This is a genomic window from Sphingomonas sp. C3-2, assembly GCF_033025475.1.
In the GTDB taxonomy this organism is placed as follows: domain Bacteria; phylum Pseudomonadota; class Alphaproteobacteria; order Sphingomonadales; family Sphingomonadaceae; genus Sphingobium_A.
On record NZ_CP130322.1, the window covers coordinates 1399058 to 1419143 of the forward strand.

The following is a 20086-nucleotide window of genomic DNA, read 5'->3' on the forward strand; positions in this document are numbered from 1 at the left end:
CTCAATCGACGATCGATCAGTAAAGCCGCCATCGCCATGGCCCAACCCGTCATCATCGCCGTCCCCAAGGGACGCATCCTCGAAGAAGCCTTGCCGCTGCTGGCAAAGGTCGGAATCGTGCCCGAAGCGGCCTTTACCGACAAGAACAGCCGCGCGCTCAGCTTTGCCACCAACCAGCCCGGCATTTCGCTGATCCGGGTGCGCGCATTCGACGTGGCGACCTTTGTCGCGCACGGTGCTGCGCAGCTTGGCATCGTCGGGTCCGACGTGCTGATGGAATTCGACTATTCGGAGCTTTACGCGCCGGTCGACCTCAATATCGGCCATTGCCGCCTGTCGATCGCCGAGCCGACCGATCTGGCCGCCCGCGACGATCCGCGCAGCTGGAGCCATGTGCGCGTAGCGACCAAATATCCCAGCCTCACCGCCCGGCATTTCGAGGCGCGCGGCATCCAGGCCGAATGCGTCAAGCTCAATGGCGCGATGGAACTGGCGCCCAAGCTCGGCCTGTCGAGCCGCATCGTCGACCTTGTTTCCTCGGGCCGCACGCTCAAGGAAAACGGTCTGGTCGAGGTGGAGGTGATTACCCAGGTATCGGCCCGGCTGATCGTCAACCGCGCGGCATCGAAGATGCGCGCGGCCGAGATCGCCCCGCTGGTCGAGAAATTCCGCAAAGCGACGGAGGCCGGCGATGCCGATGCGGCTTGACGCCCGCGACGCCGGTTTTGCCGATGCGTTCACCGCGCTGGTCGATGCGCGCCGCGAAAGCGATGCCGATGTCTCGCGCGATGTGGGGGCGATCCTGGCCCGCGTGCGCGCGGAAGGCGATTCGGCGCTGCACGCGCTGACCCAGCAATTCGACCGCCACGATCTGGATGCAACCGGTTGGCGCGTGAGCCGCGAGCAATGCCGCGCCGCGCTTGACGGGCTGCCGCACGAACTGCGCGTGGCGCTGGAACTGGCGGCGGTGCGCATCGACGATTTCCATGCGCGTCAGCGCCCGGTGGACAGTGAAAGCGTGGACGATGCGGGCGTGCGCCTCGGGTCGCGCTGGCGCCCGGTGGATGCTGCGGGCGTCTATGTTCCCGGCGGCCGTGCGGCCTATCCATCGTCGGTGCTGATGAACGCGATTCCCGCCAAGGTGGCCGGCGTAAAGCGGCTCGTGATGGTCACCCCCACGCCCAATGGCGAGGTGAACCCGCTGGTGCTGGCCGCAGCCGAAATCGCGGGCGTCGACGAAGTCTGGCGCGTCGGCGGCGCGCAGGCGATCGCAGCGCTTGCCTATGGCACCGACAGGATCAAGCCCGTCGACGTCGTCACCGGCCCCGGCAATGCCTGGGTGGCCGAAGCCAAACGCCAGCTTTACGGCGTTGTCGGCATCGACATGGTGGCGGGCCCGTCTGAAATCGTCGTCGTCGCTGACGGCGAAAACGATCCCGACTGGATTGCCGCCGACCTGCTGAGCCAGGCCGAGCACGACCCGACCAGCCAGTCGATCCTGTTCACCGACGATGCGGCCTTTGCCGACAAGGTGGCCGAAGCCGTCGAGCGCACGCTCGCGACGCTCAGCACCGAGGCGACCGCGCGGACCAGCTGGGCCGATAATGGGGCGATCATCCTCGTGCCGACGCTTGCCGATGCGCTGCCGCTCGTCGACCGGCTTGCGCCCGAGCATCTCGAACTGGCGGTGGCGGATCCGCAGCCGCTGTTCGACAAGGTGCGCCATGCCGGTTCGGTGTTCCTTGGCCGCCACACGCCCGAAGCCGTGGGCGATTATGTGGCCGGCCCCAATCACGTCCTCCCCACCGGGCGCAGGGCGCGCTTTTCCTCGGGCCTGTCGGTGCTCGATTTCATGAAGCGCACCAGCTTTTTGGCCTGCGATGCCGCCTCGCTTGCGAAGATCGGCCCCGCCGCCGTCGCGCTGGCCGGTGCCGAAGGCTTGCCTGCCCACGCCCTTTCTGTTGGAATTCGCCTGAAATGACCCGTTCGAAAGCCCGTTCTGCCGCCCGCCTCGCCGCGGTGCAGGCCCTGTACCAGATGGAAATGGAAGGCACGCCGCTGACGGCGCTCCTCCATGAATTCCATCTCCACCGCCTTGGCGCGACGATCGAGGACGTCGAATATGCGGACGCCGAAGTCGCGTTCTTCGACGATATCGTGAAGGGCGTCGATGCACGCCGCGAGGAAATCGACGCGCTGATCGCCGGCAAGCTGGCACAGGGCTGGTCGCTCGGCCGGCTCGACAAGCCGATGCGCCAGATCCTGCGTGCGGGCAGCTATGAACTGATGGCGCGCGCCGACGTCCCCACCGCCACGGTGATCAACGAATATCTCGACGTCGCCCATGCCTTTTACGACAAGCGCGAAACCTCGTTCGTGAACGGCCTGCTCGACGCCGTCGCCAAGGACGTGCGCGACTGATCGCTATCCGGCCCGGCACCGGGCTGGACGCTTTCGGGCAGCCCGCTAAGCTTCGCGACGATGACCGAAACCAGCTTCATCGAAGCGCTGCGCGCGATCGCCACCCATGACGCCGCTCGCGGGCTGATCGACGATGCCGCCGTGCTGGAGATCGGCGGCACCAGGCTTGTGCTGACGCACGACATGATCGTCGAGCATGTCCATTTCCTGCCCGGTGATCCGCCCGCCGATGTCGCGTGGAAGCTGGTCGCGGTCAATCTGTCCGACCTTGCCGCCAAGGGTGCCACACCTGTGGGCGTGCTGATGGGCTATGGCCTCACCGGCGATGAAGGCTGGGACGCGGCGTTCCTCGACGGGCTGAAGGCGGTGCTTGCCGAATTCAAGGTGCCGCTGCTGGGCGGAGACACCGTCCGCCTGCCCGCACAAAGCCCGCGCACCTTCGGGCTCACCGCGCTGGCCCTTGCGCCAACAGGCGGTGCCCCATCCCGCAGCGACGCGCGCGCGGGCGATGCGCTCTACGTCACCGGTACCATCGGCAATGCGGGCCGTGGCCTCGCGCTGTTGCAGGCGGGGCAGGCGCAACCCGAAGACGCCATTGCCGCCTATCGCCGCCCCATCCCGCTGCTCGCCGAAGGACGGGCGCTTGCGCCCTTCGTCCATGCCATGATGGACGTTTCCGACGGTCTGCTCATCGACGCCGCGCGCATGGCAGGGGCGAGCGGGCTTGCGCTGTCGATCGACCTGAACGCGGTGCCGCTTCCGGACAGCATGACCGACAACAACCGTGCCACCCGCATCGCCGCGGCGACGGCGGGGGACGACTATCAGTTGCTGTTCGCAGCCCCCGCAGATGCGACGCTGCCGGTCCCTGCAACGCGGATCGGGAGCTTTGCTGCCGGATCAGGGCTCACCCTTTTCGACAAGGATGGCCCCGTTCCCCTCCCCGCGCGCCTCGGATATCTGCACGCCTAAGTCGCTTGCCTATCCGAAGCGGCCACGCCGTCAGATGGGCGAGGACGCCCAGCCGCGTACCTGTTTGCGCACCGAAATGCGCCAGCCTGTAGCGGTGCGTACGAGTTCATCCTCGTACCAGAGCCCGCTGATCGCGGTGCTTTCGGTTCCGTCGGCAGCGCGCGTCGTCATCGGCACGAGCGCGGCCGAGCGAGCGCGCGTGGTGTCGCCGGTGAGGTCGATCTTCACGGTCGAAATCGCGTGCTGCGCATTGGCGAGCGACTCCAGCACGGGGACAAGAAACGCCTCGATATCGGCAACGCCGCCCTTGGGGCCGCCAAAGGCGGTGAAATCGAGCGCGGCATCTTCGGTGAAGACCGCGCGATAGGCTGGCCAATCCTGCTGATCGAGCGCGTGGCAATAACGCGACAATAGTTCGTTGATCTCCAGCCGGTCGGAGACTTCCTCAAGGGTCACTAAACCTCTCCATTTTATTTTATCGTACCGCACGGGCAGCGCGCGGTGCGCTGCCTTAACATGCTGTTTTCACCGAAAACAGCAGCGATGCGCAGTTGTGCCTCCCGCGCCCTCCCTCATGCCGCCACATGGCTTGCTTAATCCGCGGGCGGGCCGCATACCCTATTGGCCCGAAACCAGAAAACAGGCGGGCCCGTATTCTTGAAGTCTCGCGTAGTTTCCAAGAATAAAAGGGGAAGGATAGCTGATGACTATTGTCACGATATCCATAGCGTGCGGCCTGGTGGCCGTTCTCTACGGCTTTGTTACCAGTAGACAGGTACTCGCCGCGCCGGCAGGCACGGAACAGATGCAGCAAATCGCAGGCGCGATCCAGGAAGGCGCCAAGGCCTATCTTGGCCGACAATACCGCACCATCGCGATGGTGGGGGTTGTCGTCGCGCTGATCGTCACCTGGTTTCTGGGGAGAACCTCGGGCGTCGGGTTTCTCATCGGCGCAGTGCTTTCGGGCGCGGCCGGCTTCATCGGCATGAACATTTCGGTGCGCGCCAATGTCCGCACGGCCGAGGCCGCCCGCCAGTCGCTGCAGAGCGGGCTGACCGTCGCGTTTCGCGCGGGCGCCATCACCGGCATGCTCGTGGCCGGCCTTGCGCTGCTCGCGATCGCCGTCTTCTTCTGGTACCTGACCGGCCCCGCAAACCACCTTCCCGATGACCGTGAAGTGATCGACGCGCTGATCGCGCTGGCCTTTGGCGCCTCGCTCATTTCGATCTTCGCGCGGCTTGGCGGGGGCATCTTCACCAAGGCCGCCGATGTCGGCGCCGATCTGGTCGGCAAGGTCGAGGCGGGCATCCCCGAGGACGATCCGCGCAACCCCGCCGTGATCGCGGACAATGTGGGCGACAATGTCGGCGACTGCGCGGGCATGGCCGCCGATCTGTTCGAAACCTATGTCGTCACCGTCGGCGCCACCATGGTGCTGATCGCGCTGCTCGTGCAGACGGGCAGCGAGCAACTGATGCAGTTGATGAGCCTGCCGCTCGCCATTGGCGGCGTGTGCATCCTCACCTCGATCATCGGCACCTATCTCGTCCGTCTGGGTTCGAGCCAGTCGATCATGGGCGCGCTCTACAAGGGGTTCTGGACGACGGCGATCCTGTCGATCGGCGGGGTCTATTACGTCACCTGGCAGACGCTGGGCGACATGAACGCGCTGATCGGCGGCGGGCTGACCGGCGAAGGCGGGTTTACCGGGATGGACCTGTTCTGGTCGATGCTCGTCGGGCTCGGCGTGACCGGGCTCATCGTGTGGATCACCGAATATTATACCGGCACCAATTTCCGGCCCGTCCGCTCGATCGCGCGGGCATCGGAAACCGGGCACGGCACCAATGTGATCCAAGGACTGGCGGTCTCGCTTGAGGCAACCGCGATGCCGACGCTCGTCATCATCGCCGGGATCATCATCAGCTATTCCTTTGCCGGGCTGATCGGCATCGCCTTTGCCGCAACCGCGATGCTGGCACTGGCCGGCATGGTCGTCGCGCTCGACGCTTATGGCCCGGTGACCGACAATGCCGGCGGCATTGCCGAAATGGCGGGGCTGGACGACAGCGTCCGCGTGAAGACCGACGCGCTCGACGCGGTGGGCAACACCACCAAGGCGGTCACCAAGGGCTATGCCATCGGTTCGGCCGGTCTGGCGGCGCTTGTGCTCTTTTCTTCCTACACCACCGATCTGCGCCAGTTCTTTCCCGAACTCGACGTCAGCTTCAGCCTTGAAAATCCCTATGTGATCGTCGGCCTGCTACTGGGGGCGCTGCTCCCCTATCTGTTCGGCGCGATGGGGATGACGGCGGTCGGCCGCGCGGCGGGCGACGTGGTGAAGGACGTGCGCGAGCAGTTCGCCAACAACAAGGGCATCATGGACGGCACCAGCCGCCCCGATTACGCCCGCACCGTCGATCTGGTGACTAAGGCGGCGATCAAGGAAATGGTGATACCCAGCCTGCTCCCCGTGCTCGCACCGATCGTCGTCTATTTCGTGATCAGCGCGGTGGGCGGTCAGGCCAATGGCTTTGCGGCACTCGGCGCGCTGCTTCTGGGCGTGATCGTATCGGGCCTGTTCGTCGCGATCTCGATGACGTCGGGCGGCGGCGCGTGGGACAATGCCAAGAAATATATCGAGGACGGCAATCACGGCGGCAAGGGCAGCGAGGCGCACAAGGCCGCGGTGACCGGCGACACGGTGGGCGATCCGTACAAGGACACCGCCGGCCCCGCCGTCAACCCGATGATCAAGATCACCAATATCGTGGCCTTGCTGCTGCTCGCAGCGCTCTACCACGCATCGATCTGACACGTTCGAATACCGAGCAACTGGCCCCGCTTCGGCGGGGCCATTTTTTATGGTTTGTCTTCGCGCATCTCGGCCGGCGTGAGGGGCGTGAAATCGGCGCGGGGGTAAACATGGCCGCGCTTCAGCGTCATTTCGATGCTGTCGATATTGCGGATATTGTCGAGCGGGTTGCGCGACAGGATGACGAGGTTGGCGAGCTTGCCGGGTTCGACGGTGCCCATGTCAGCCGCCTGCCCCGCCGCGCGGGCGCCGACGAGCGTTGCGGAGCGGATGACCTCGGCGGGCGTCATGCCTGCGCGTTCGACAAGGAACACGAGTTCATCGTGCAGTTCGGGCCAGGGGTGCGCGGCGGGCGCGGTACCGTCGGTGCCTGTGGATATCTCAACACCTTCGCGGCGTGCCTGGCGCACGAGGCGCGCGGCTAGGTCAGCGGTGCAGAGCGGCGGTTTCCCGTTCTGGGCGGCGCGGGCTTCATATTCGAGATAGACCCGCCCGGTGGCATCGAGAATGATCCCGCGCTTCGCCATGTCGCGGAACAGCGCGGCGGTGACCGGGCTGCCATCGGGGCCGAAACGGTCATGCGCGACGGGTACGCGCTGCTGATAGGAGGCGGGCACCGCATCCGACAACTGATAGGCGAAATAGCAGACATGGCTGATCACATCGGGGGCAGCGGCGACCACCTCGGCGGGCGAGCCCGGGAAGATTGCGCCATGCGCCCAGACCGCGATCTTCTGACGATGCGCCTCCGCCACGATCGCCTTGACCATCGGACCGGGCATGTTCGCATAGGCCTTGATCGCGCTGGCATAGGTGCCGCGCGCCATCGCGACGGCCATGGGCAGGTCGGTCCGCGAATCGACCGCTTGCATCCACGGCACCTTGCCCGGCGTCACCCCCATTGCGGCGGCGGCGGTGCGCGGATCGTCGAAAAAGCTCGGGCCCGCCATCAGCGCGGCATAGTAAAGATCGGGCGCGGCAATCTCCCCGACCAGCGAGGCGCGGGTAATCTCGGCAACCGAGCGCAGATCGTCTGCCATGTCGCGCACCGCGGTGACCCCGCCATAGAGATTGCGGCGGAGCACCGCCTCGGCTTGCACGCGATCGGGCGGGGTGGCGACATGGACATGGCTGTCGATCAGCCCGGGCAGGACATATTGCCCCTTCACATCGACGATCGCCGCGCCGCGCAGGCTTTCGCCCGAAATATCGCGGTCCCCGACAACCTCGACGATCCGTTCCCCGTCGACCACGATCGACATGCCGCGCCGCAGCGGCGTCCCGGTACCGTCGATCAGCGCGGCATTACGGTAGATGGTTCGGCTTCCCTTGACAGGGGCGGCAAAGGGCGTCGCCGTCTGCGCCTGCGCCGATAGGGCCGTGAGACCGATTCCCATCGCCACCACCACGCCCAGCCATGTTTTCGAAACCGCCATCTTCGCTACACCTCCCCCTTACCGGTTACACCCCGTTGCCTAGCGAAGCCGCCCCCAACCGCAAAGACTTGCTCCGTCCGCACAGACGCACTATATCGCGCATGAATTCTCGACATCGGTGACAATGGCGAGGTCGGAGCCGAAAGGCCCCGGCGCCAAAACCGCATGTCCAAGCAGATGGATTTTCAATGGCCGATATCGACGTTCTTGCCAGCCTGATCGAACCCGAAGCGAAAGCGCTCGGGTTTGCGCTGGTGCGCGTCAAGCTGTTCGGCGGCGAAGGCGATCGCACGCTGCAGATCATGGCCGAACGCCCCGATACGCGCCAGTTGACGATCGACGATTGCGCCGATCTGTCGCGCCGCGTCTCGGACAAGTTCGACGAACTTGAAGCCGCCGGCAACGATCCGTTCGAAGAGGCATATCGCCTCGAAGTCAGCTCGCCGGGCATCGACCGCCCGCTCACCCGGCTTCAGGATTTCGCCGACTGGGCGGGTTTTGAGGCGCGAATCAGCCTGGTCGAGCCGCAGGACAAGCGCAAGCAGCTCACCGGCGATCTCAAGGGCGTCGAGGGTGAGACGATCACCATCGATGTTCGCAAGCATGGCGAGATGCAGGTGTCTTTCGCCAATATCCACAGTGCCAAACTTACCATGACCGACAAACTTATCGCGGCCACCGCCCCGCTTTCGGCGGACGGTGCGGACAGCATTCAGGTAGAAGGACAGGACTGAGACCATGGCCACCGCCATTTCCGCCAACAAGGCCGAACTGATCGCCATCGCGAACGCTGTCGCGTCCGAAAAGATGATCGACAAGGCGATCGTCATCGAGGCGATGGAAGACGCGATCCAGCGCGCGGCCCGTGCCCGTTACGGCGCCGAGAACGACATTCGCGCAAAGCTTGATCCCAATAGCGGTGACCTGCGCCTGTGGCGCGTCGTCGAAGTGGTCGAGCAGGTCGATGACTATTTCAAGCAGGTCGATGTTCGCGGCGCGCAGAAGCTGCAGAAGGACGCCAAGGTTGGCGACTTCATCGTCGATCCGCTGCCCCCGATCGAATTCGGCCGCATCGCGGCGCAGGCCGCCAAGCAGGTCATCTTCCAGAAGGTCCGCGACGCCGAGCGCGAGCGTCAGTATGACGAGTTCAAGGACCGCGCCGGCGAAATCATCACCGGTGTCGTCAAGCGCGTCGAATTTGGCCATGTCGTGGTCGATCTCGGCCGCGCCGAAGGCGTCATCCGCCGCGACCAGCAGATCCCGCGCGAAGTCGTTCGCGTCGGCGACCGCGTCCGCTCGCTGATCCTGAACGTGCGCCGCGAAAATCGCGGGCCGCAGATCTTCCTCAGCCGCGCGCACCCCGAGTTCATGAAGAAGCTGTTCGCGCAGGAAGTGCCCGAAATCTATGACGGCATCATCGAGATCAAGGCCGCTGCCCGCGATCCGGGTTCGCGCGCCAAGATCGGCGTGATCAGCCATGATTCGTCGATCGACCCGGTCGGCGCATGCGTCGGCATGAAGGGTAGCCGCGTTCAGGCGGTCGTCCAGGAAATGCAGGGCGAAAAGATCGACATCATCCCCTGGAGCGAAGATACCGCGACCTTCGTCGTCAACGCGCTGCAGCCGGCCAATGTCAGCCGCGTCGTGATCGACGAGGAAGAAGACCGCATCGAAGTCGTCGTTCCCGACGATCAGCTGTCGCTCGCCATCGGCCGTCGCGGCCAGAACGTCCGTCTGGCTTCGCAGCTGACGAGCAAGGCGATCGACATCATGACCGAGGCCGATGCGAGCGAGAAGCGCCAGAAGGAATTCCTCGACCGTTCGGAAATGTTCCAGAACGAACTCGACGTTGATGAAACGCTGGCACAGCTGCTGGTGGCCGAAGGCTTTGGCGAGCTTGAAGAAGTCGCCTATGTCGAGATCGACGAACTCGCCGCGATCGAAGGCTTTGACGAGGAACTGGCAGCCGAGCTGCAGAACCGTTCGCTCGAAGCGCTGGACCGCCGCGAAGCCGCCAATCGCGACGAGCGCCGTGCGCTGGGCGTCGAGGACGAACTGGCCGAACTGCCCTATCTGACCGAAGCGATGCTCGTCACGCTCGGCAAGGCCGGCATCAAGACGCTCGACGATCTCGCCGACCTCGCCACCGACGAACTGGTCCAGAAGAAGCGTGCGGACCCCCGCCGCCGCGGCGAAAGCCGTGGCGAGGACAAGGGCGGCGTTCTGGCCGAATATGGCCTGAGCGACGAACAGGGCAATGAGATCATCATGGCTGCCCGTGCGCACTGGTTCGAAGACGAAGCCGAGCAAGGCTCTGACGGGGAGGACGCGAACGCGGATGTCTCCCAATGAGAACTCAAGACGCTGCATATTAAGCGGTGACACGGACGCGCGCGACGGCCTGATTCGCCTCGCGCTCGGCCCCGACGGCATGGTTGCGCCCGATGTGCGCGCCCGTGCCCCGGGGCGGGGCGCGTGGATTGGGGTTGATCGCGCGACGCTTGATGCCGCCAATGCGAAAGGCAAATTGAAAGGCGCGCTCGCGCGGGCCTTCAAGACGGGCGCGGTCGACGCGCCTGCAGACCTGGGCGCGCGAATCGCCGCCGCGCTCGAACAGGATGCGCTCAACCGACTCGGGCTCGAAGCCCGCGCCGGACGCCTCCTCACCGGCTCCGAAAAGATCGTGACCGCCGCCCGCAAGGGCGAGGTCCGTCTGCTCCTCCACGCGGCGGATGCGCGAGCCGATGGCAACCGCAAGCTCGATCAGGCATGGCGGGTTGGCCGCGACCGCGAAGGCACTGCCGACAGGGGCATGGTCTTACCGGTAGGACGCACTATATTGTCCTTGGCACTTGGACGCGAAAATGTGGTACACATCGCGATCACCGAGGCGGCCGCTGCGGATCGGGTGGCGCAATCGCTCTCCCGCTGGTGCGATTTTATCGGAAGTGAGGCGAAGGCCGAACCTTGCACAAATGGGGTGCAGGGCGCAGAGGCTTGCGAAGCGCATGACGACGGCGAAGTAGAAGAACGAAGGGTTTGAGATCAGTCGATGAGTGACACGGACAACGAAAAGCCGAAACTGGGCATGCGCGCACCCCTGGGCATGAAGCGCACGGTTGAAACCGGCAAGGTGAAGCAGAGCTTCAGCCATGGCCGCTCGAACACGGTTGTGGTCGAGGTGAAGCGCCGTCGCATGCTCGGCAAGCCCGGCGAAGGCGAAGGCACGCCGGCCGAACAGGCCAAGGCGGAAACGCCCGCCGAGGTTCGCCCCGCACCGACGCGCGCGCCGATCTCGCCCAAGGCCCCGCCGCCGCCGCCGCGCCCGGTTTCCGAATCCAGCCTGATGTCGCGTCAGGAACTGCAGGCCAAGCTGCTGCGCGAAGCCGAGGAAGCCCGCATGGCCGCGCTTGAAGAAGCGCGCCGCCGCGAGGACCGCGAACGCCAGGAAGCGAGCGAGGAAGAAAAGCGCCGCGCCGAAGAAAATCGTCGCGGTGAGGAAGAAGCCGTCAAGCGCGCTGCCGAAGAAGCCGAGAACGCCGCAAAGCGTGCCGCCGAGGAAGCTGCTGCAGCTGCCAAGGCCGCTGCCCAAGCCGCCGCTGCACCCGCAGCGCCTGTGGCGCCGGCCGCACCCAAGGCAGAGGCCCAGCCCAAACAGGCCCCCGCCGCAGTCAAGCTCAGCGACGATGGCCGCCCTGCCCCGCGCCGGTTCACCCCGGTTCAGCGCCCCGAGCCCGCGAAGCGCCCGGAAGCAGCCGCGCCAGCAGCTGCGCCGAAGCGCCCCGGCGCGCCCGCACGCCCCGGCGCAGCACGCCCCGCCAAGGGTGGCGACGATCGCCGCCAGTCGGGCAAGCTGACCGTCAACCGCGCCCTCAACGAGGGTGATGGCGGCGCACGCGCCCGTTCGCTGGCCGCGCTGAAGCGCGCGCGCGAAAAGGAAAAGCGCGCAATGGGCGGCTTTTCGCACCAGCAGCAGGCCAAGCAGGTCCGCGACGTCGTGGTTCCCGATGCGATCACCGTTCAGGAACTGGCGAACCGCATGGCCGAGAAGGGCGCAGACCTCGTCAAGTCGCTCTTCAAAATGGGCATGATGGTGACCGTCAACCAGACGATCGACCAGGATACCGCCGAACTGCTGGTTCAGGAATTCGGGCACAACATCACCCGCGTTTCGGATTCGGACGTTGAAATCGACGTTGATTCGGACATCGACGCAGAAGAAACGCTGAAGACGCGCCCGCCGGTCATCACGATCATGGGCCATGTCGATCACGGCAAGACCTCGCTGCTCGACGCGCTGCGCGGCACCGAAGTGGTGTCGGGCGAAGCCGGCGGCATCACCCAGCATATCGGCGCCTATCAGGTGAAGACGAAGAGCGGCCAGATGCTGACCTTCCTCGACACCCCGGGCCACGAAGCGTTCACCGAAATGCGCGCGCGCGGCGCCAATGTCACCGACATCGTCATCCTCGTGGTGGCGGCCGATGACGGCCTGAAGCCGCAGACGATCGAGGCGATCAACCACACCAAGGCGGCCGGCGTGCCGATGATCGTGGCGATCAACAAGATCGACAAGGACGGCGCGAACCCGCAAAAGGTGCGCGAACGACTGCTCGAACATGAAATTGTCGTCGAAGCCATGGGCGGCGACGTGCAGGATGTCGAAATCTCGGCCCTCAAGAAGATCAACCTTGAGGAACTGATCGACAAGCTCCTGCTCCAGGCCGAAATGATGGAACTGAAGGCGAACCCCGACCGCGCGGCCGAAGGCAGCGTGATCGAGGCCAAGCTCGACAAGGGCCGTGGCCCGGTGGCGACCATCCTCGTCCGCCGTGGTACGCTGAAGGTTGGCGACGTGTTCGTCGTCGGCGGCGAAAGCGGCAAGGTCCGCGCGCTGATCAACGACAAGGGCCAGCAGATCAAGCAGGCCGGCCCCTCGGTGCCGGTGGAAGTGCTGGGTCTTTCGGGCACGCCGAACGCCGGGGACACGCTCTCGGTTGTCGAGAACGAAGCCCGCGCCCGCGAAGTGGCCGCCTATCGTCAGCAGCTTGCGCTCGAAAAGCGCACGACCAGCGCGCCGGTGACCTTCGACGCGATGTTCTCGGCACTGAAGGACAAGCAGGCGATCGAATATCCGATCGTCGTCAAGGCCGACGTGCAGGGTTCGGTCGAAGCGATCGTCAACGCGCTCAACAAGATCTCGACCGACGAGATCAAGGTACGCGTGCTGCACTCGGGCGTCGGTGCGATCACCGAATCCGACGTGACGCTGGCCCGCGCCTCGAACGCGCCGATCATCGGCTTCAACGTGCGTCCGAACGCCAAGGCCCGCGAAATCGGCGAACGCGACAAGGTGCGCTTCAAATATTTCGACGTGATCTATCACCTCACGGACGATATTCGCGGCGAAATGGCCGGCGAGCTTGGCCCCGAGGCGATCGAAACCGTGGTTGGCCGCGCCGAGATCCGCGAAGTCTTCTCCGCGGGCAAGCACGGCAAGGCTGCCGGTCTGCTCGTCACCGAAGGCTTTATCCGCAAGGCGCTCAAGGCCCGCATCACGCGCGACGACGTCATCATCTACAATGGCGAAATCTCGTCGCTGCGTCGCTTCAAGGACGATGTGGCCGAAGTGCGCGCCGGTCTCGAATGCGGTGTCACGTTCACGTCGCACACCGACATCAAGCCGGGCGACTATCTCGAAACCTTCGAGGTCGAACTGCGCCAGCGGACGCTTTAAGCCGGTGGAAAGGGCGGCATGGAGACACGCTTCATGCCTGCCTTGCCAGCGGAAACATCAACGCCGGGCCGGAGGCTGGCCCCCGATCACCGCGAAGGCGGAGCGACCGGGATCAGCCTGCGTCCCGGTGAAGCGTTTCTGCCTTCCCGCGATTGTCTTTATCGTGCCAGAATTGTGACGACGGAATATGCGAAACAACGACACCCCTGAAACCCGCTCGGTCCGCGTCCTGCGCGTGGGCGAACAGGTGCGCCATGCCCTGAGCGAGATCCTGATGCGCGGCGACGTGCATGACGATGTGCTTGCCACCCACCCGGTCTCGGTTACCGAAGTGCGCATGTCGCCCGATCTGCGTCATGCCGTCGCCTTCGTGAAGCCGCTGCTCGGCAAGGACGAACAGGCCGTGCTGAAGGCGCTGCGCACCAACACCGCCTATCTCCAGCGCGAAGTGGCGCGCCGGGTGAAGATGAAATATGCCGCGCGGCTGAAATTCCTGACCGACGAAAGCTTCGACGAAGGCAGCCATATCGATACGCTGCTGCGCGATCCCAAGGTGGCCCGCGACCTGCACCAAGACGAAGGCTGAACCGCTAGATTCCCCTTCCGATCCCATGCCTGCCGCGTCTATGGGCAGGCATGGCCAAGCTCTATTTCTATTATTCTTCGATGAATGCGGGCAAATCGACGACGCTGCTCCAGTCCAGCTTCAACTATCAGGAGCGCGGCATGGAAACGATGCTGTTCACCGCCGCGGTCGACGATCGCTACGCCCCCGGCATCATCCGCTCGCGCATCGGGCTAGAGGCGGCCGCCGAAACCTTCGACACAGCCACCGATATCCGCGCGGCGGTGGAGGCTGAACAGGCCCGCCGCCCGCTTCACTGCATCCTCGTCGACGAAGCACAGTTCCTCACCCGCGCGCAGGTGTTCCAGCTCGCCGCGATCTGCGATGAGCTCAACATCCCGGTGCTCGCTTATGGGCTGCGCACCGATTTCCAGGCCAATCTGTTCGAAGGCAGCGCGCAATTGCTGGCGCTGGCCGACTCGCTCGTCGAGCTCAAGACGATCTGCGAATGCGGGCGCAAGGCGACGATGAACCTGCGCGTCGATTCGAACGGCCGGCCGGTACGCCAGGGCGAGCAGACCGAGATCGGCGGCAATGACCGCTATGTCGCGCTGTGCCGACGCCACTTCATCGAGCGCACCCGCTAACATCCTGCGCTCAGCAAATGTTCAGCAAGGCCGGGGCATAGCGGGACCATGTCCAGCATGCTTCTAGCCCTGTTCCTCGCCGCAGCGCCGGCTCAGCCCGCAGCGCCGGCATCTCTGCCGCCCAAGGAAGCGGCCATCCCCTTTGTCAGCCATGACGGGATTCAGGATTTCCGCGCGGACGGCGACAAGGGCGTGTATATCCGCGGCAGCAACGGCGCCTGGTATTACGCCACGACCATGGGCTCGTGCCCGCGCCTGCGCGATGCCACCGTGCTCGGTTTCGAGACGCGCGGGATCGATCAGCTCGATCGTTTCGGCGCGATCCGCGCCGAGGGCTGGCGCTGCCCGCTGAAAAGCGTGGTGCGTTCTGCGCCGCCGCCCAAAAAGGCAAAGAAGAGCGGCTGACTTTCACGCCTCCGCCCGCTAGGGCGCGACGATGCACGGTTGGATCATTCTCGACAAGCCGCTCGAACTCGGCTCGACACAGGCCGTTTCGGCGGTGAAACGCGCGCTCAGGACGGGCGCCTATCCCAAGTTCAAGGTCGGCCATGGCGGCACGCTCGATCCGCTGGCGACCGGGGTGCTTCCCGTCGCGATCGGCGAGGCGACCAAACTCGCCGGACGGATGCTCGATGCGTCCAAGGTCTATGAGTTCACCATCCGCTTCGGCACGCAGACCGATACGCTGGATGCCGAGGGCAAACCGATCGCGACGAGCGAGGTCCGCCCCGCCCCGGCCGCGCTGGCGGAGATACTCCCCCGGTTTACCGGCCCGATCGAACAGGTGCCGCCCGCCTATTCGGCGCTGAAGGTCGACGGACAGCGCGCCTATGACCTTGCCCGCGCCGGCGAGGAGGTGGCGCTCAAGACCCGCGCGGTCACCATCCACGCGCTGACGCTGGTTTCGACCACGGCGCAGGACGGCGCGCCTGAGCGGCTTGAAGCCGCCACGCTGGCTGCCCATGTATCGAAGGGCACCTATATCCGCAGCCTCGCGCGCGACATTGCGCTGGCGCTTGGCACGGTCGGATATGTCACGATGCTGCGGCGTACCAAGGCCGGCCCGTTCACGCTCGATCTGGCGATTTCACTGGACAAGCTGGACGAAATGGCTAAGGCCCGAACGCTTGAACAAATTGTCTTGCCGCTGACGGCAGGGCTGGACGACATCCCGGCTCTTTCCGTCACCCCCGATCAGGCAAGGTTGCTCCGTCAGGGGCAGGTTTTGATCGGGATTGCCGCCCCACAGGGCCTAAACCTCGCACTGCTCGGAGATATTCCAGTGGCGCTGGTGGAAGCTGACGGACCCGAAGTCCGGGTGGTGCGCGGTTTCAACCTGTAAGCGATGTCGTAGGAAAAACATTCATGACGATTACTGCAGAGCGCAAGGAAGCGCTGATCAAGGAACATGCCCGCGTCGAAGGCGACACCGGCAGCCCCGAAGTTCAGGTCGCCATCCTCACCGAGCGCATCGTCAACCTGACCGAGCACTTCAAGGGTCACCACAAGGACAACCATTCGCGTCGTGGTCTTCTGATGCTGGTCAACAAGCGTCGTTCGCTTCTGGACTATCTCAAGAAGAAAGATCAGAGCCGCTACGCAAACCTGATCGCGAAGCTCGGCCTTCGCAAGTAAAAGGGACGGCCCCCCTGCGGGGCCGTTCGCTTTTTCCGGGCAGGCGCAATCCGGCGCCTTTCCCGGCCAGGCGGAAGATGCTTCCGCTGCAAGGGGGCCAAGCCGGCCCCGACACACAGGCCCCGGCCGCATAGGGTGGCCGGATGTAAGGAAAACAGATGTTCAACACGAAAAAAGTCGAAATCGAGTGGGGCGGCCAGACCCTGACGCTCGAAACGGGCCGAGTTGCCCGTCAGGCCAATGGCGCGGTGCTCGCGACGCTTGGCGAAACGGTAGTGCTCTGCGCCGTCACGGCCGCACGTTCGGTGAAAGAAGGCCAGGACTTCTTCCCCCTCACCGTCCACTACCAGGAAAAATATTCGGCTGCCGGCCGCATTCCGGGCGGTTTCTTCAAGCGTGAGCGCGGTGCGACCGAAAAGGAGACGCTGGTTTCGCGTCTGATCGATCGCCCGATCCGCCCGCTGTTCCCCGAAGGTTTCTACAACGAGATCAACGTCATCGCTCAGGTCATGAGCTATGACGGCGAAAACGAACCCGATATTCTGGCGATGGTTGCCGCATCGGCCGCGCTGACGATTTCGGGCGTGCCCTTCATGGGCCCGATCGGCGCCGCACGCGTCGGCTATGTCGACGGCGAGTATATCCTCAACCCGACCGACGAACAGGTTGCCGCCGGTGACCTCGACCTCGTCGTCGCCGCCACGCAGGACGCGGTGATGATGGTTGAATCCGAAGCCAAGGAGCTTTCGGAAGAAACCATGCTCGGCGCGGTGATGTTCGCGCACAAGCATTCGCGCACCGTGATCGACGCGATCATCAAGCTGGCCGAACAGGCCGCCAAGGAACCCTGGGAAATGCCCGCACAGGCAGATCTCTCGGCCGCCAAGGACAAGCTGAAGAAGCTGATCGGCAAGGACATCGAGGCAGCGTACAAGCTGACCAACAAGTCCGAGCGTTCGGACGCGCTGAACGCCGCCCGCGCCAAGGCGAAGGAAGCCTTTGCCGAGGAAACCCCGCAGGACCAGATGGCCGCGATCAAGCTGGTCAAGAAGCTGGAAGCGGAAATCGTCCGTACGGCAATCCTGAAGGAAGGCCGCCGCATCGACGGCCGCAACACCACGCAGATCCGTCCGATCGAGGCGACCGTCGGCTTCCTGCCGCGCACCCATGGTTCGGCGCTGTTCACCCGCGGCGAAACCCAGTCGATCTGCACCACCACGCTTGGCACCAAGGACGCCGAGCAGATGATCGACGGCCTGACCGGCCTGCGTTACGAGCATTTCATGCTCCACTACAACTTCCCGCCCTATTCGGTCGGTGAAGTCGGTCGTTTCGGCGCCCCCGGCCGTCGCGAAGTCGGCCACGGCAAGCTCGCCTGGCGCGCGCTGCACCCCGTTCTGCCGTCGAAGGAAGAATTCCCCTACACCATCCGCGTGCTGTCCGACATCACCGAGTCCAACGGCTCGTCGTCGATGGCAACGGTGTGCGGCGGTTCGCTGTCGATGATGGATGCGGGCGTTCCGCTGAAGCGCCCGGTTTCGGGCATCGCCATGGGCCTGATCCTCGAAGGCAAGGAATTCGCGGTCATCAGCGACATCCTTGGCGATGAAGATCACCTCGGCGACATGGACTTCAAGGTGGCCGGTACCTCGGAAGGCATCACCAGCCTTCAGATGGACATCAAGATCGCGGGCATCACCGAAGAGATCATGAAGGTCGCGCTCGCACAGGCCAGCGAAGGCCGTGCGCACATCCTCGGCGAAATGGCCAAGGCGCTCGACCACACCCGTTCCGAGTTGTCGGCGCACGCGCCGCGCATCGAAACGATCTCGATCGACAAGTCGAAGATCCGCGAAGTCATCGGCACCGGCGGCAAGGTTATCCGCGAAATCGTCGCTGAAACCGGCGCCAAGGTCGACATCGACGACGAAGGCATCATCAAGATCTCCTCGTCCGACCTGTCGCAGATCGAAGCCGCCAAGAAGTGGATTCTCGGCATCGTCGAGGAAGCCGAAGTCGGCAAGATCTACACCGGCAAGGTCGTCAACCTCGTCGACTTCGGTGCGTTCGTGAACTTCATGGGCGGCAAGGACGGTCTCGTCCACGTCTCTGAAATCAAGAACGAACGCGTCGAGAAGGTCTCCGACGCCCTGTCCGAAGGCCAGGAAGTCAAGGTCAAGGTTCTCGAGATCGATCCGCGCGGCAAGGTTCGCCTGTCGATGCGCGTCGTCGATCAGGAAACCGGCGCCGAGCTCGAAGACACCCGCCCGCCGCGCGAAGAACGCCCCCGTGGCGATCGCGGCCCGCGTCGTGACGGCGAAGGCCGTGGCGATCGTGGTCCGCGCCGTGACGGCCGTGGTGGCGGTCGTGGTGGCGATCGTGGTCCGCGCCGTGAACGCAGCGAAGACGGCCCCGAGCCCGAATTCGCACCCGCGTTCCTCAAGCGCGACGACGACTGATCGTTTCTCGCGATACGGACATGGAAAAGGGGCCTTTCGGCCCCTTTTCTTTTACCTGATCCGTGCGGCCCGGAAGGGACCGGACGTCGACAGATCAGTTCTTGTTTTCGATCGCATTCACGGCCGTGGCGTTGTCGCCGGCCTTTTCAAGCGCGTCGGCCTTGTTCTCGCCCGCGTCGCGCACGGCGTCAGCGGCGTTTTCAAGATTTGCCTCGACCATCTCGTTCGAAGCATTGTCGGCTGCGTTTTCAAGCATATCTGCCTGATTGTCGGCCATATTCTCGACATTGTCTGCAGCACGCTCGCCCGTGGTCTCACCACCGCAAGCGGTCAGCGCCGCCAGACTGATAAAGGCCATGGCCTGCAACACTGTCTTCATTCGATAATCCCCTGTGCAACGTCCGCAACCAATGCGCGGAACTGCATGAAGTCATAAAAGGGTCATGTAGTTCCGAATTTTGCGACGAACCGAGCGTCATGCACAGCCGGAAAGCCGGAATATCGGGGAAATGGTAGGGAGCTTCTGTTGCCCGGTGCTCCCCAAACCGCTGGAATCCGCTTCTGTTGCCCGGTGCGGCCCGGACCGCGTTCTGTTTGAATAATGTCAGGGCGTTAGCCCATCAATTATGCAGCAAGAGCGAGTGCTTCGTTATCGTTGGCACTTGTGTGTTTTGAACGGTTTTACGGCGCATTCAGGCCGGACGAAGACACCGCTTTTCAACACACGTCGATCCTAGTTCGGCCCCGTCAAAACCCCCTGTTTCCAGAGGTTTATGGTGGAGCCGCCGGGTACCGCCCCCGGGTCCGCTGTGCCTATTGCACGGCATGGTTTATCGTCATAGCCGGACGAATCCGGCCCGCCCAATATAGGGCGTCGGCGCGCGATGAAAAGAGACCCTAAAAAAAAGCCCTGCACCCCAGGTCTTGGGGGGCAGGACCGGCAAGGCAAGACGACGACGCTTATTTGCGCAGCGCGTCGCGGATCTCGGTGAGCAGTTCGACCTCGGTCGGGCCGGCAGGCGCCTCTTCGGGCTTCTTCGCCAGCTTATTGGCAAGCTTCACCAGCAGGAAGATCGCAAAGGCGATGATCACGAAGTTGATCACTTCGGTGATGAACTGGCCATAACCAAACAGCGGCACGCCGGCCGCCTTCAACGCGGCATAGTCGGTGAGCGAACCCTTATAATCGGCCGGCACATCGCCCAACACGATGAAGAGCGAAGAAAAATCCACCTTCCCCACGATCGCGCCGATCGCGGGCATGATCAAATCTTCGGTCAGCGAGGTGACGATCTTGCCGAATGCGGCACCGATGATCACGGCGACCGCGAGGTCGAGGACATTGCCCCGGGCGATAAAAGCCTTGAACTCGTTGAGCATGATGGTTTTCCGTCCCTGT

19 protein-coding genes and 1 other RNA gene are annotated in these 20086 nt (G+C 64.2%); 15 read left to right on the plus strand and 5 right to left on the minus strand.

The genetic code is table 11. The features are described 5' to 3' along the window. Positions 1–36: 36 nt before the first annotated feature. Genes hisG through thiL form a run of 4 tightly spaced genes read left to right on the plus strand, consistent with a single transcriptional unit; the run spans position 37 to position 3393 of the window. Complete coding sequence (gene hisG, locus QYC26_RS06805; protein ID WP_317514638.1) at positions 37–708, plus strand: ATP phosphoribosyltransferase; 672 nt, start codon at positions 37–39, stop codon at positions 706–708. Next, the gene (hisD, locus tag QYC26_RS06810) at positions 692–1981 is read left to right on the plus strand and encodes a histidinol dehydrogenase (RefSeq protein ID WP_317514639.1); all 1290 of its coding nucleotides are present in this window, start codon (positions 692–694) and stop codon (positions 1979–1981) included. Before hisG ends, hisD begins: the two co-directional genes overlap by 17 nt. Then, positions 1978–2421, plus strand: coding sequence for a transcription antitermination factor NusB (nusB, locus tag QYC26_RS06815; protein ID WP_317514640.1), 444 nt, complete (start codon positions 1978–1980; stop codon positions 2419–2421). Before hisD ends, nusB begins: the two co-directional genes overlap by 4 nt. 60 nt (positions 2422–2481) lie before the next feature. Then, the gene (thiL, locus tag QYC26_RS06820) at positions 2482–3393 is read left to right on the plus strand and encodes a thiamine-phosphate kinase (RefSeq protein WP_317514641.1); all 912 of its coding nucleotides are present in this window, start codon (positions 2482–2484) and stop codon (positions 3391–3393) included. 30 nt (positions 3394–3423) lie between these two features. Here the strand turns inward: thiL and QYC26_RS06825 are convergent, their stop codons facing one another. After that, positions 3424–3849: a nuclear transport factor 2 family protein gene (locus QYC26_RS06825; protein WP_317514642.1), complete on the minus strand. Its 426-nt coding sequence runs from the start codon at positions 3847–3849 to the stop codon at positions 3424–3426. Between the two features lie 247 nt (positions 3850–4096). Between QYC26_RS06825 and QYC26_RS06830 the strand changes: the two genes are divergently transcribed. Continuing rightward, complete coding sequence (locus tag QYC26_RS06830) at positions 4097–6208, plus strand: sodium-translocating pyrophosphatase (RefSeq protein ID WP_317514643.1); 2112 nt, start codon at positions 4097–4099, stop codon at positions 6206–6208. Positions 6209–6255: 47 nt separating this feature from the next. Here the strand turns inward: QYC26_RS06830 and QYC26_RS06835 are convergent, their stop codons facing one another. Beyond that, positions 6256–7644 carry an amidohydrolase family protein gene (locus QYC26_RS06835; RefSeq protein ID WP_317514644.1) on the minus strand — a complete coding sequence of 463 codons (1389 nt, stop codon included), beginning with the start codon at positions 7642–7644 and terminating at the stop codon, positions 6256–6258. Positions 7645–7832: 188 nt separating this feature from the next. Here QYC26_RS06835 and rimP point away from each other — a divergent pair, with 188 nt between their 5' ends. The 10 genes from rimP (at position 7833) to pnp (ending at position 18687) form a co-directional block, all read left to right on the plus strand. Beyond that, the gene (rimP, locus tag QYC26_RS06840) at positions 7833–8378 is read left to right on the plus strand and encodes a ribosome maturation protein RimP (RefSeq protein WP_317514645.1); all 546 of its coding nucleotides are present in this window, start codon (positions 7833–7835) and stop codon (positions 8376–8378) included. Positions 8379–8382: 4 nt separating this feature from the next. Further along, complete coding sequence (gene nusA / locus QYC26_RS06845; RefSeq protein WP_317514646.1) at positions 8383–9996, plus strand: transcription termination factor NusA; 1614 nt, start codon at positions 8383–8385, stop codon at positions 9994–9996. Further along, positions 9983–10687: a DUF448 domain-containing protein gene (locus tag QYC26_RS06850; RefSeq protein ID WP_317514647.1), complete on the plus strand. Its 705-nt coding sequence runs from the start codon at positions 9983–9985 to the stop codon at positions 10685–10687. The genes nusA and QYC26_RS06850 overlap by 14 nt, the downstream gene beginning before the upstream one ends. A gap of 9 nt (positions 10688–10696) precedes the next feature. Further along, complete coding sequence (infB, locus tag QYC26_RS06855) at positions 10697–13381, plus strand: translation initiation factor IF-2 (protein WP_317514648.1); 2685 nt, start codon at positions 10697–10699, stop codon at positions 13379–13381. A gap of 187 nt (positions 13382–13568) precedes the next feature. Further along, positions 13569–13967 (plus strand): 30S ribosome-binding factor RbfA, encoded by a 399-nt coding sequence (rbfA, locus tag QYC26_RS06860; RefSeq protein ID WP_317514649.1) that lies wholly within the window; start codon positions 13569–13571, stop codon positions 13965–13967. A gap of 50 nt (positions 13968–14017) precedes the next feature. Next, complete coding sequence (locus tag QYC26_RS06865; RefSeq protein WP_317514650.1) at positions 14018–14593, plus strand: thymidine kinase; 576 nt, start codon at positions 14018–14020, stop codon at positions 14591–14593. A 48-nt stretch (positions 14594–14641) separates the two neighbouring features. Continuing rightward, entirely contained in the window at positions 14642–14998 is a 357-nt protein-coding gene (locus QYC26_RS06870; protein WP_317514651.1) for a hypothetical protein, read from the plus strand. 31 nt (positions 14999–15029) lie between these two features. Next, positions 15030–15935, plus strand: coding sequence for a tRNA pseudouridine(55) synthase TruB (truB, locus tag QYC26_RS06875; RefSeq protein ID WP_317514652.1), 906 nt, complete (start codon positions 15030–15032; stop codon positions 15933–15935). Positions 15936–15958: 23 nt separating this feature from the next. Continuing rightward, positions 15959–16228, plus strand: a complete 270-nt coding sequence (gene rpsO / locus QYC26_RS06880) for a 30S ribosomal protein S15 (protein WP_317514653.1) — start codon at positions 15959–15961, stop codon at positions 16226–16228. Between the two features lie 158 nt (positions 16229–16386). Continuing rightward, on the plus strand, positions 16387–18687 hold the full coding sequence (gene pnp, locus QYC26_RS06885; protein ID WP_317514654.1) for a polyribonucleotide nucleotidyltransferase: 2301 nt from the start codon (positions 16387–16389) through the stop codon (positions 18685–18687). A 94-nt stretch (positions 18688–18781) separates the two neighbouring features. Here the strand turns inward: pnp and QYC26_RS06890 are convergent, their stop codons facing one another. The 3 genes from QYC26_RS06890 to mscL all read right to left on the minus strand — a co-directional run bounded on the left by QYC26_RS06890 (position 18782) and on the right by mscL (position 20067). Further along, positions 18782–19066, minus strand: coding sequence for a hypothetical protein (locus tag QYC26_RS06890; RefSeq protein WP_317514655.1), 285 nt, complete (start codon positions 19064–19066; stop codon positions 18782–18784). 132 nt (positions 19067–19198) lie between these two features. Further along, positions 19199–19582, minus strand: a transfer-messenger RNA (tmRNA) gene (gene ssrA / locus QYC26_RS06895). Between the two features lie 65 nt (positions 19583–19647). Next, positions 19648–20067, minus strand: coding sequence for a large conductance mechanosensitive channel protein MscL (gene mscL, locus QYC26_RS06900; RefSeq protein WP_317515017.1), 420 nt, complete (start codon positions 20065–20067; stop codon positions 19648–19650). Positions 20068–20086: the final 19 nt, after the last annotated feature.